The 12,542-nt window shown below is 51.8% G+C and carries 12 protein-coding genes; 11 read left to right on the forward strand and 1 reads right to left on the reverse strand.

The genetic code is table 11. The features are described 5' to 3' along the window. The first annotated feature begins 33 nt into the window (after positions 1-33). From BUB73_RS00410 to BUB73_RS00430, 5 genes are all read left to right on the forward strand, one after another. Positions 34-1,362, forward strand: coding sequence for a PorV/PorQ family protein (locus tag BUB73_RS00410; protein ID WP_073282826.1), 1,329 nt, complete (start codon positions 34-36; stop codon positions 1,360-1,362). 70 nt (positions 1,363-1,432) lie between these two features. Then, complete coding sequence (locus BUB73_RS00415; RefSeq protein ID WP_073155774.1) at positions 1,433-2,086, forward strand: STAS domain-containing protein; 654 nt, start codon at positions 1,433-1,435, stop codon at positions 2,084-2,086. Between the two features lie 16 nt (positions 2,087-2,102). Further along, on the forward strand, positions 2,103-3,023 hold the full coding sequence (locus BUB73_RS00420; protein ID WP_073155777.1) for a M23 family metallopeptidase: 921 nt from the start codon (positions 2,103-2,105) through the stop codon (positions 3,021-3,023). A gap of 3 nt (positions 3,024-3,026) precedes the next feature. Next, on the forward strand, positions 3,027-4,154 hold the full coding sequence (locus tag BUB73_RS00425; protein WP_139258145.1) for a hypothetical protein: 1,128 nt from the start codon (positions 3,027-3,029) through the stop codon (positions 4,152-4,154). 7 nt (positions 4,155-4,161) lie between these two features. Then, positions 4,162-4,884, forward strand: a complete 723-nt coding sequence (locus tag BUB73_RS00430) for an NUDIX domain-containing protein (protein WP_073282829.1) — start codon at positions 4,162-4,164, stop codon at positions 4,882-4,884. Between the two features lie 58 nt (positions 4,885-4,942). On the opposite strand, the gene BUB73_RS00435 is transcribed toward BUB73_RS00430, so the two are convergent. Continuing rightward, positions 4,943-5,149, reverse strand: coding sequence for a hypothetical protein (locus BUB73_RS00435; protein ID WP_073155785.1), 207 nt, complete (start codon positions 5,147-5,149; stop codon positions 4,943-4,945). Positions 5,150-5,359: 210 nt separating this feature from the next. Here BUB73_RS00435 and rimP point away from each other — a divergent pair, with 210 nt between their 5' ends. The 6 genes from rimP to ribF all read left to right on the forward strand — a co-directional run bounded on the left by rimP (position 5,360) and on the right by ribF (position 12,456). After that, positions 5,360-5,812, forward strand: a complete 453-nt coding sequence (gene rimP / locus BUB73_RS00440) for a ribosome maturation factor RimP (protein ID WP_073155788.1) — start codon at positions 5,360-5,362, stop codon at positions 5,810-5,812. 15 nt (positions 5,813-5,827) lie between these two features. Further along, positions 5,828-7,000 (forward strand): transcription termination factor NusA, encoded by a 1,173-nt coding sequence (nusA, locus tag BUB73_RS00445; protein ID WP_073155790.1) that lies wholly within the window; start codon positions 5,828-5,830, stop codon positions 6,998-7,000. 93 nt (positions 7,001-7,093) lie between these two features. After that, positions 7,094-10,228 carry a translation initiation factor IF-2 gene (gene infB / locus BUB73_RS00450; protein ID WP_073282832.1) on the forward strand — a complete coding sequence of 1,045 codons (3,135 nt, stop codon included), beginning with the start codon at positions 7,094-7,096 and terminating at the stop codon, positions 10,226-10,228. Between the two features lie 22 nt (positions 10,229-10,250). Then, complete coding sequence (gene rbfA, locus BUB73_RS00455) at positions 10,251-10,604, forward strand: 30S ribosome-binding factor RbfA (RefSeq protein WP_073155795.1); 354 nt, start codon at positions 10,251-10,253, stop codon at positions 10,602-10,604. Further along, positions 10,605-11,555: a tRNA pseudouridine(55) synthase TruB gene (gene truB, locus BUB73_RS00460; protein WP_073282835.1), complete on the forward strand. Its 951-nt coding sequence runs from the start codon at positions 10,605-10,607 to the stop codon at positions 11,553-11,555. Beyond that, positions 11,548-12,456, forward strand: coding sequence for a riboflavin biosynthesis protein RibF (gene ribF, locus BUB73_RS00465; RefSeq protein WP_073155801.1), 909 nt, complete (start codon positions 11,548-11,550; stop codon positions 12,454-12,456). Before truB ends, ribF begins: the two co-directional genes overlap by 8 nt. Positions 12,457-12,542: the final 86 nt, after the last annotated feature.

Genomic DNA, 12,542 nt, shown 5'->3' on the forward strand with positions numbered 1-12,542 from the left:
GACACAAAAATAATCTATCTTGTGTGTCAAGTTATGGCAATGGCAAAAAAATATTCGTTCCGTGGTCTGGTTAGTGCTCTCCTGGTTGTATTGGGGGCGGTTTATTCCTATGCTGCGGATCGTGTCGTTGGGGCCAATGCCTCCCTGGATGTGGAGCCCGGAGCTCGTTCTGCGGCGTTGGGTTCTGCGACTATGGCTGTGGATGGCGACTACCTGGGTCTGCTTTCCAATCCGTACCAACTGGCCGACATGAATTATGCCTGGGGCAGTTTCTCCCATACGGAGTACTACGAAGATACCAAGTATGATTTCGCTTCTGCCACCATGCCCCTAGGGAATGGTCTTGGCCTGGGTGTGGCTTTTGCCCGCTATGGCGCAGATGACATTCCTTACATCAAGGATGGGGAACCGCTGCCTGAAGGTTCGGACTACAATACCCTTTCTATTGCCGACTACGTCTTTTCTGTTTCTGTGGGTAAGCGCCTGACGGATAGGCTTTCTCTTGGTGTAAGTTTCCATGGTCTGTACCGCGAACTGGACCAGACGGGCTATGGCTTCCGTGGTGACGCGGGACTCCGTTACCGGGTTGTAGACAACTTTGTTCTGTCTGGACTTTTAAAAGGATGGACTTCTTCGGCGGCCTCCTGGGAATCCGGAGAATTCGAATACAGTGCGCCTGAACTCTACCTGGCTGCCAGCTATGGCATTGACGTGCCTTACCTGTATGGCAAGCTGAACTTCTATTGGCAGGGGGCAGGACTTCTGCATCATGAAGCTCGCGAAATGGATTTTAACGAAGATAATGACGGCGATGGCCGTATCTGGGATGATCCTCTGGCTTGGCTCTCAGGTGGTCGCGGCGGTCTGGAATTTACCTTTGACTTCGGTCTTTCGTTGCGTGCAGGTCTTAGCAGCTTTACCACCTTCCAGAGTGTAACTGCTGGTGCAGGTCTTACAATTGCCAAGTTCCTTAAGGTGGACTACGCCTTTGAATCCCACCCGGTGCTTTCTCCTGTGCATCGAGTCAGCTTCAGCTTCAGCCCCTACCTGTTCTCTAGGAAGCCTAAGGACGGAACTCCCGAAGCCCAGATTCGCAAGCGCGCGGTCCTGACCGAGGAACCGGATGATTTTGTAGATGGTGCCGATGACGTGGAAGGTGCTGCCAGTGCTGAATCCTTGGCGGCGGAATCTGCGGGAACTGCAGTCGCTTCCGAGTCTCAGGGGGCGGGACTGACTGAAAAATCGTCGGAAGTATCTGGGCAAACTGCCGAGGAAACGTCTGCAGAAAAGCCTACAGAAAAAAGAGCTGGCGTTGAATCAAGGCCTGTTTTTGTAGAAACGGACGACGAAATTCTCGAATAGAGGGGTTCTAGGTATCATTTTTTAGTGAGTTAGCTCACGGGCGTTTAAATTTTAGGTTATATTTTCTGTCATGCCTCAGTTAAAGAATTATCGCGAAGTTGGAATTTTTGATTTGATCTCGGCCCCCTTGAATCCTATAGGGGCTTTTGACGCCGAACAATTCAAGAAAGACGTTCGTGCTCTCCTGGACCAGAAGAAGGATGAGCGGTTCCTTGCTGTGGATTTGACTGGCCTTGATTTCGTCTACAGCGATGCCTACAACGCCTTTATCCAGTTCCAGCAGGAAATGGCTTCCAATGGCGGTATGTTTGCAGTCCTTACTAGCAACCAGGTTATTGTAGATGGTCTGAAGAAGGCCGGTCTCGACAAGACAATCCGCGTTTTCGCCTTCGAAGCCGACATGATGTCCTTCTCCTTGCATAAGGATGTTCCCGAGGCTGATGCTGAACCGGTGGAAATGCTGGCCAAGCCCGCCCCTGTGGCTTCCCAGAACAACATTTCTCATATTGAGGTGCCCAGGACCGCTCCCCTGGATCGTCATACTGGCCCTCACCGTCGCTTTACCAAGAGCTTCAATGCTATTGTCAAGGACGATAAGGATAAGCCCAAGAAAGGTCTCGATGTTCCTTTCGATGATGAACCGTCTTCCGCAAAGACTGTGGTGATTGTGGTTCTCCTTATGCTGGCTGCCATTGGCGGTACCCTGGCTTTCTTTACCTTCTAGTTGGCTCTAGTTTAAGATGGCCGCTGACTTTCAAGAGTACAAGGGCAAGCAAAAGCCTATAAACTCTACCCACAAGTTTCCTCTGTTGCGACTGCTGCTGATTGCCGTGGCCGCCTTCTTTGTGTACTGGTCTGGCTTGGTGACGAAAATTGCCGACACCCTTTCCCAGATCGGCAACGAGAGTGAACCGGCGGAGCTGAGTTGGGATGAGAAATGTTTGGCCTATGGCGGTACATCCTTCAATTTGGAACGCGGCCTGGGACAGTGCTCCTGGGTGATTGACGATTCTACTGAAGTCAGTCGTCTGCCCAATTCCTTCCTGCGCTATGTGTCGCAGCTCCGCCATTCTTCCAAATCAAAATTGCACTGGATCGCTTCCCGCAAGAATTTTAGTGATGCTTCTCTGGTTGTTCACGACGATAGTACTCAGTCGATTTTTTTGCGTTACATGAAACCCGATTCCAGTTTTGTCTGGATTAACAAGGCCACCGGCTGCCGTTATCCGGGTGTGTGCCCCCGTCAGCCCTTGAAGTGGTCTGCTCTCCCCATTACCGAGGACTTCGACTTCGAAGGTCAGGAATCTCTGCTGGGAATGGACGTGTTCCGTGGTATTGGCGAGGCTCCTGTTCACCCGGTGCTTTCGGGTAAGGTCTTGGGAACGGGCAAGGATTCCCTGGGCTATTTCGTGGATATCGACCATGGCTACAATGTGATGAGTAGGACGTCTGGTCTAGGATCCCTAAACGATGAGGTCAAGGTCGGGAGCGAGGTATTCTTTGAAACCCGGTTGGGCAGTCTTCCTCCCCAGGATAGTGCAACCTTCTTTTTGACGGTTCGTCAGAACGGTCTGTTTGTTCGTTGGACGGACTTTTATGAGGCAACCCATCCCGTCCAGGATGAACATATTCGTGCTTTCGTGAAGAGTTTGGGTTTTTAGTTTATGAAGTGGTTGCGTTCGACAAAAATGTTGTTTGTAACCCTGTGTGCCATTTGGGTGCTGGGGTTCTATGTGGGTTGTGAAAAGGATACGGATGGCCCCCTGTCTGCAACCTACAGTGACGATGTCTTTGCGGGCAAGGGCTATTTCCTTTCGGCGTCCCTGGATTCCGGTAAGGCGATTCATCTGGTGGGGGATACCCTTTATTTGCAACTTGGGAAAATGTGGACTTTTTCTAATTGTGCATTAAAGTCTATCAATCTTGGTTTTTCTCGTACTGATTCTGTGGGCTGGATTAAGCCCGATATTGACATCCTGGTTACAGACAAGGATTGTTCCGCCCCCTACTACAGACCCGATACGCTCATTAAGCAGATTGTTCGCGATGAGGATGTTCGCGGGGTCGGTATGCTCAAGGTGCAGAACGATGCTGACTCCGTTTTGGATTCCATTCTGGTTCGTCGCGGATCGCTTTCCAAGGATACGTTCTTTATTTACATGGATTCCAGTTTTGCCGACGCCCACAATTATCCGCTACGTACCAAGGGCAAGGATAAGCTGGGGCAGCCGACCATCATTCGTGTACTGGATTCCCTGACGCCTCGCGAATTTTATTGGCGTGCCATGAAATCGACTTGTACCTACCGCATCGACATGTGCAAGAACGTGGTGCCTGATACAATCTATCCCACCAGCTGGAATTTGTCTGATACTAACTTGGTGCCGGTGCATTACGCCTGTGCCGATACGGATTCCGTGTACTGCACCAAGAACAAGTGGGAAAACGATTCCACGGATCTTGGGGAACTTCAGGTACGCCCTGATACCATATGGCATTACAGCACTTACTATATGGAAAAGATCCCCAAGTGCGGAACCTTCGCCGCCTTTGCCACGGCCTACTATGGAGTGGGTCAGCGAGTCCGTTTTATTAGACAGTTGTTTAGCCCTGGGGAAGACGAAACGTTTTGCGGACCTTCTACCGGGAGTCAGTGGATGCTGTATAATTTGTCTGGAAACAAGATGGTGGTGGATTCCCTGGGTCGACTGGATAGTCTGATTAAGGTCTGGAAGAATGCCGATATTGCTCCTGATACCCTGATCGTGGATTCCGCCGCTTCAAAAAAGTAGGCTTTAGATGATCGAATATTCTTTTGCGGCAGAGATTGCCGAATCTGACAAGGAAGTTGTTCTTAATTCGAGAATTTATACGGACTGGCTTGCGGCTTCCGAAAAGAAGTTCAAGGTGACCAAGGTCCATTTTGCTTCTGTGGATTTTCTGAGAAAGGGCCGTCAACCTTTATTTATAAAGCTGGAGGCTACTGCTTTCTTGCCGGATGGACGTCCGGTTCACGGGATCGTACTGGTGCGCGGTAATGCAGTGGGCGTTCTGATTGTGCTCCGCTGCGAAGGTAAGCCTTACCTGCTGTTGGTTCGTCAGCCCCGTTTTGCAATTTCGGAACAGGATTCTCTTGAAATTCCTGCAGGCATTCTGGACTGGACTGGGGATTACCGCAAGGTGGCCCTGTCTGAACTGGAAGAAGAAGCCCAGATCAAGGCAGACGATTCTGAACTGATTGACTTGATGGACTTCTGGTATAAGGGCAAGAGCGAAGGCTTTGCGGCCAGTTGCGGACTTCTGGACGAACGTATCCGCCTGTATGCCATTGAACGCGAGGTCACTCCCGAACAGCTGAAGGCCATGGACGGAAAGGACCAGCAGTATACCGAAGAAATCGAATGGATCCGTACTGAAGTTCTGCCTTACGAAGAGGCCGCCCATCAATTTATCGACGGTAAGAACTTTATCGCCATGTTCCTGTACGAACGTTGGCTGAAATCTCAGGGCCGAGAGGTTTAGCGTATAGCGTAAAGCGGAAAGGTTAAAGAAATTTCCTTTAACCTTTAACCTTTAACCTTTAAACTATGTTATTGATCGTGAGGCCGACGAAGAAGATAATCAGGTATCCGTACCACAGGCCGGTGAGGACGTAGTTCATGCCGCGCTTGTAGGCCTTGGGTTCATTCTTATTCTTTTCCTTGATGACAATGATGTTCTTGCGGAGATAGAATGCGCAGGCTGCCAGGCCAATCAGGGATGCGAGAATAAGGAGTACGTACGTCATAGTGGCCCTAAAATAGCTTTTTTTACTGGATCATTCACAATTAGCGGTGTTTTACCCGCTTTTTTTATCTTGGGTGGTTGAAACACCTCTTTAAAATTTCTCTATTTGTGCTGGTTTTAGACTATCCGTGGAAAACGCCTCGCCTCGAACTGAGTTTCTGTGCAAGGAGTCTTCCGTAAGCGGATGGCAATTTTTATATAAGAGGTCTATTTGGCAGCCCCGAACTTAAAGTTGGATGCACTGATCGCCGAAGCTTGCGCTGCAGCTGGCGTTACATTGGTGGAACAGGATTTGTTCCGCGCCGGAAAGAGAAAGACTCTCCGCCTTTACATTGACAAGCCCGAAGGCGTATCTATCGATGACTGCACTGCTGTCAGCCACCACCTCTCTGACGCTTTTGACTTGGATCCCGAGATTATTGAAGGTGCTTTCACCCTGGAAGTGTCTTCTCCCGGGTTGGACCGCCCCCTGAAGTCGGTCGCCGATTTTACCCGCAACAAGGGTCGCAATATCCGCGTAACACGCAGCACAGGTAAGCCTGTCGTTGGCACTCTGGTTGATGCGGATGAAGAAAATTTGACGCTAACCGTAAAAGGCAATCCCGAGAATGTGGTCATTCCTCGGTCCGAAGTGCTGGTAGCGAAAGTAGATGTACAAATATAATAGGAAGGTCATGTTATGAAGAACGAACCGAAAGTTAATTTGCTCGAAGTGCTGAAGGGCGTTGTCGAAGCCAAGGATATGGAAGATTCCGTTGTCCTGAATGCTCTCAAGGAAGCCCTGGTCACTGCAGCTCGCAAGTACCTGCATATCGAGAAGAAAATCGATGTGGACTTCGATATGGAAACCAACGAAGTTCATGTGTTCCTTCGCGTGGCCGTCGTTGACGACTATCCGGATTACGATCCTGAAATGACCGCTGACGAAGTGGAAGAACTGGACAAGGGTTACATGCTGGTTGAAGAAGCTCGTGAATTCAACGAAGACGCTCAGCCCGGTGACTCCCTGGAAATGGAAATTCCTATTTCCACCTTCGGCCGTCAGGCTATCCAGACTGCTAAGCAGCTCCTGAACCAGCAGATCCGCGACGTCGAACGTCAGAAGATTATGGACACCTATCGTAGCCGTATCGGCTCCATGGTCAGCGGCGAAGTTCTCCGTCTCGAACAGAGCAACATCATCGTCAAGCTGGGCAAGCAGACCGAAGCTATGATCCCGTTCCGCGAACAGATCAAGCGTGAACGCTGGACCCAGGGCGCTTCCATCAAGGCTGTTATCGCTCGCGTCGAAGAATCCTCCAAGACTGGCGCACAGGTGATCCTGTCCCGCGCTAACGGTGACTTCCTCAAGGAACTGTTCCGTCAGGAAGTTCCCGAAATTTACGAAGGCACTGTCGAAATGAAGGGTGTCGCCCGCGAACCGGGTTTCCGTGCTAAGATTGCCGTTTACTCCCGCGACGAAAAGATCGACCCCGTTGGCGCTTGCGTCGGCATGAAGGGTGCTCGCGTTCAGACTATCGTCCGCGAACTGGGCAACGAACGTATCGACATCGTTCAGTGGAATCCGGATCTGGATGTGTTCATCCAGCGCGCTCTCGCTCCGGCAAACGTCATTAAGTTGATTCACGTTCCTGAAACTCGCCGCACTGTCGTTATCATCAGCGACGAAAACCTGGCTCTGGCAATCGGTAAGAACGGCCAGAACGTCAAGCTGGCTGCAGAACTCGTTCAGCGTAACCTGGATGTGTTTGGCGAAAAGGAATGGTCCGAAAAGGACGATGAGACCAAGGCTAAGATCACTTCTCCCTCTATGGCCGATATGCACCAGGCTGCAGGCCGTAAGGGTCGCTAATCGAAGTTAGCGTAGATCGCTGAAGGTCAAAGGGGCCTGCACAAGGGGTGTAGGCTTGAAAGAATTGAAAAAAGGAATATGGAAAGCTAATTCATGGCAATTGAAGATCAAATTAAACCTACAGATTGGGCTGAATCCCACGGCGTCAAGGTTGACGTTGTTATGAAACTGCTTCGCGACGCGGGCGTAACTGTCCGTACTCACATGTCCAAGGTTGCCGCCGCAGACTATGAGAAGATCGAAGCCGCTGCCGAAGCTGAAAAGCAGAAGGCCGAAGCTCGTAACAAGAATTTGAAGAAGAATACGGCTGACCATGCTCCTAGCGCAAGCGCTGCCAAGAAGCCCGCTGCTCCCGCCGCTGGTGGTCGTACTCTGAAGGCAACTCTCATTAAGGGTGCCAAGGTCACCATCAAGAAGGGCGCTGCTGCTCCTGCCGCTGCGGTTTCTAAGCCCGCTGCTGCCCCTGTTGCCGAAGCTCCCAAGGCTGAGGTTAAACCTGTGGCTCCTGCCGCACCTGCTGCAGCTAAGCCTGCTGCCCCTGCCGCTCCCGCAGCTCCCAAGGTCGAAGCCAAGCCGGTCGAAGCTCCCAAGGCCGAAGTTAAGCCTGCTGCTCCTGCCGCTTCCGCTGCTCCTAAGGTTGAAGCCAAGCCGGTCGAAGCTCCCAAGGCTGAAGTTAAGCCTGTGGCTCCTGCCGCTGTTAAGCCTGCTGCACCGGCTGCCGCTCCCAAGGCTGAGGCTCCCGCTGCCAAGCCGGCTCCTGTCGCTCCCGCAGCTGCCAAGCCTGCTGCAGAAGCTCCCGCCATGGTTACTCCGGGTATGGAACTGAAGCAGCCTCCTATGAAGGCTCAGGTCTTTAAACCCGATGCAGCAATTCTTGCTCGTATCGAAAAGTCTCGCCAGATGGCTCAGCAGAACCGCGGCGGACATCGTGGCCCCGGCGGTCCCCGTGGAAACGGCAATGCCCAGGGTTACACTGGAACTTTTGGCCGCCTGAACAACAATGGCGGTCAGGACAACCGCAATGGCGGTAACCGTCGTCCGGGCCAGGGTGGCCCCGGTGGTGATCGCAATAACAACAATGGCGGTCGTTCCTTTACTGGCCGCACCAGCGGCTTTACCGGCTCCTCTATGCAGGATGCCTTCAATGCAAGCAACAACCAGGCCTTTGGTGGCCAGGGTGGCTTTGGCGGTCAGAACCAGAATGGCAAGGGTGGAAAGCCCGGTCAGCAGAATGGTCGCCATGGTCAGAACGACAAGAACCGTCGTGGAAACAACGGTAAGGATCGCGACCAGCAGAAGGAACAGCAGCAGGAAGCCGTACGTCAGAACGTTTCTCGCGTGATGGCTGACCTTTCCAAGAAGCCTGTCAAGAAGGTTTACCGTAAGGAAAAGGCCGAAGGCGAAGTTTCTGAAGAAAAGAAGATTCTTAAGACTTCTGACTTCATCACCGTTGGCGAACTTGCCGGCCTGATGGAACAGATGCCTGCTCGCGTTATCGCAAAGTGCATGGAAATGGGCATGATGGTGACCATCAACGCTCGCCTTGACTTTGAAACCATCCAGCTCCTGGCCGACGAATTCGGTTTCGAAGCCCAGCTGATGGAAGAATACGAAGAAGAAGCACTGGGTGTTGAAGAAGAATCCACCGAAAATCTGCAGCCCCGCCATCCGGTGGTGACTGTGATGGGTCACGTTGACCACGGTAAGACTTCTCTCCTCGACTGGATCCGTAAGACTCACGTGGTCTCCGGCGAATCCGGCGGCATTACCCAGCACATCGGTGCTTACGAAGTTACCACCAGCCAGGGCAAGGTTACCTTCCTTGATACCCCGGGTCACGAAGCCTTCAGTGCTATGCGTGCTCGCGGTTCTCAGGTGACCGACGTTATCGTGCTGGTTGTGGCTGCTGACTCTATGGTCATGCCCCAGACTGTTGAATCTATCGAACTTGCAAAGCGCGAAAAGGTTCCCATGGTCGTGGCCATTACCAAGATCGACCTTCCCACTGCTAACCCCGACAAGATTCGTGCCCAGCTGGCCGAACGCGGCGTAGAAGTGGAACAGTGGGGTGGTACTACTAGCTGTATCGAAGTCTCTGCCCGTACCGGTCAGGGTATGGATCAGCTCCTCGAAACTCTGGCTCTTGAAGCCGAAGTTCTTGAACTTAAGGCTAACCCGGATGCTCACGCTCGCGGTGCTGTGGTTGAATCCAAGCTTGACGTGGGTAAGGGTTCCATGGCTACGATCCTCGTGCAGAACGGTACTCTCCATGTGGGTGACCCGTTTGTCTGCGGTATCTACGCTGGTCGTGTCCGTGCTATGTTCAACGAACGTGGCGAACAGCTCAAGGAAGTTCCGCCTTCTGCACCTTGCCAGGTGCTTGGCTTTGACGGTACCCCTCAGGCTGGTGATGACCTTATCGTTGTGGAAGACGAAAAGGCCGCACGAGAAATTGCTTCCAAGCGTCGTATGGCCGCCCGTGAACGCGACCTCCGCGCCCGTAAGACCGTTTCTCTTGAAAATACGTTTAACGAAAAGAAGGATGGTAAGCTCTCTGAACTCAACCTCATCGTCAAGGCTGACGTGGGTGGTTCTGCCGAAGCTCTTGCCGCATCCCTCGAAAAGCTTACCAATAAGGAAGTCCGCGTGAACATCATCCGTAAGGGTGTTGGTACTATCACGGAATCCGATATCTTGCTTGCTACTACCGCTCAGGCTATCATCGTTTCCTTCCACTTGATGCCGTCTCTCGCTGTCCGCGAAATGGCCCAGAAGGAAGGCATCGAAATCCGCAACTACCGCGTGATTTACGACTGTATCGAAGATATTACCAACGCTGTGGAAGGCTTGCTCAAGCCCACCATGCGCGAAGAACTCAGCGGCGAAGCCGAAATTCGCCAGGTCTTCAAGGTTCCCAAGGTCGGTCTCATCGCCGGCTGTATGGTTACCGATGGTTCCGTGGACCGCGAAAGCCATGTCCGCGTATACCGCAATGGTGTAGAACTGGGTACTACCGTGGTTCAGTCCCTCAAGCGTCTTAAGGACGATGTCAAGTCCGTTGCTCGTGGCTTCGAATGCGGTATCGGTCTTAAGGGTTACGACGATATTCGTGAAGGCGATAGCTTGATCTTCTTCAAGGAAGTCTCCGTTGCACGTACCTTGAAGGATGTGGCCCGCGAAGAAGCCGAAGAAAAAGCCAAGAAGCAGGCTGAATCTTCCGAAGCGTAAGCGATTACCATAAGGAATATAAATGAGTCGTAGAACCGACAGATTAGGCGAACAGTTCCGTGAGGAAATCTCCAAGCTCTTGCAGAAGGGCTTGAAGGATCCTCGCGTCAGTACGCTTTCTAGCATTACCCGTGTAACGATCACCGATGACCTGAGCTATGCAAAGATCATGGTATCTGTCATGGGTTCCGATAAGGAAAAGCGCGATTCCTTGATCGGCCTCAACAATTCCGCTGGCTTTATCCGCGGCGTTTTGGGCAAGGCCCTCAAGATTCGCAAGATTCCCGAATTGAACTTTGTGCTAGACGAGAACCTGGAACACGCCATGCATATCGAAAGCATTCTTGCCGACTTGAAGCAGAAAGGGGAACTCTAATTGTCCAATTCTGGCTTCGTCTTATTAGACAAGATTGCTGGTGAAACTTCTTTTAAGGCCCTTTTCCCTCTGAAAAGGGTCTTTTCTACGAAGCGTGTTGGTCATGCCGGTACGTTAGACCTACGTGCCTCCGGCCTGATTATTGCCGCTACGGGTCGCGTCACCCGTCTGCTGCCTTTTGTAGAGGCCAAGGACAAGTGTTACAGCTTTAGACTCCATCTGGGTTACCAGACTGACACCTTGGAATGGGACGGCGAAGTGGTTATGAGCGATGAGTGCCGAGCCGTGAGTAGTGAGTCAAATGCGGAAAGTTTAAAGGTTAAAGAGATTTCCGTTGCGGATCTTGAGGCGGTATTGCCCCAGTTTACCGGCGATATCGAACAGATTCCGCCTAAGTATTGTGCGGTAAAAATTAACGGTGTCCGCGCCAGCGACCTGATGGAACGTGGCCGAGATATCGAACTGAAGCCCCGCAAGATTAACATCAGCTCCCTGAAGGTGCTGGGTGCTGTTGCCAACGATGCCACTGAAGGATGCTCTGGCAAGGCTTTTGCCACTTTCGACTTGATTTGTGAATGCTCCAAGGGTACTTATATCCGTGCCCTGGGCCGTGATATTGCCCGTGCCCTTGGAACTTTTGGCTGCGTTTCCCATATCCGACGTCATCGTATTGGCGAGGTTACCTTGGATAAGGCTGTCCGTGGCGATGATCTGACCCGCGAACACTTGCTGCCTGTGGACCAGGTGCTTGATTTCCCCGTGGTCCGTCTTGACGACGCGCAGCTGGCGGTCATCCGTCAGGGAAATTATCTGCCCTGGAAAACTCCCATTGAAGGTGTGGATGCCGAAGGCAACGTCTTTGTAGCCAACATGCAAGGCGAAGTCCTCAGTTTCTGTCACTATGAACCTGGCCGCATCAGGCCCAAGATCTACCTAGCCGAAGATGAATAAGAAACGTGCTGTTACCATGGGGAATTTTGATGGTTGCCATCTTGGCCACCAGGCTTTGTTCCGTTCCCTTAAGGCTGTGGCTGAAGCTAACGGTTTACTCCCTACGGTTATCAGTTTCGAACCTCATTCCAACTACGTACTTCGCGGCCCGGGGAATCCGCTCCTGCTGACTACGACTGCTGAAAAACGTGATTTTATCAAGAGCCTGGGATTGGATTTTGTGGTGATCCCTTTTACCCGCGACCTGATGCACTTGCCCTTTGATGAGTTTATTCGTACAGAGCTGATTGAAAAACTGGACGTGTGCTCCATGTTCTTCGGTCATGACCACTGCTTTGGCGCTGGTGGCAAGGGCAATTACGAATCCATTACGGCCGCCTTCCCGGAACTTTCTACCCAGATGCTTTCCATCGTGCTCCACAAGGGGGAACGCGTCAGTTCTTCTGCCGTGCGAACCGCTCTGGAAATGGGGGATGTTGATCGTGCCCAGACCTACCTGGGACGTCCCTATCGACTTTCCGGTCATATTGTTAGCGGTAAACGCCTGGGACATACCATTGGGTTCCCTACGGCAAACCTGCAGGTGGAACAGTACAAGTTCCTGCCTAAGCGCGGGGTCTATGTGGCGACGGCCCGACTTCCTGAAGAGGACGGCTCTGAACGTGTTTTCCGTGCTGTGGTGAATATTGGTATTCAGCCTTCTACGGGGAATCAGCCTCTGGCCATCGAGGCCTATTTATTGGATTTCAGCGAAGATATTTACGGCAAACCCATGTATCTGGATCTGATGGGCTATCTTCGTCCTGAGCAGAAATTTGCCAGTTTAGACGATCTTGTACGTCAAATTGGTATGGATGCCGATACGGCCCGCAATTACAACGGCAACCACTGGGCTGAATAGTCTCTCGTTGTGATATTATCGTAAGGTTTAAATATATTTCAAGGCCATTATAAAACAACTTTTTTGTGCTTAGTCACATTGTGTTT

Source organism: Fibrobacter sp. UWH6 (genome assembly GCF_900142465.1).
Taxonomy (GTDB): domain Bacteria; phylum Fibrobacterota; class Fibrobacteria; order Fibrobacterales; family Fibrobacteraceae; genus Fibrobacter.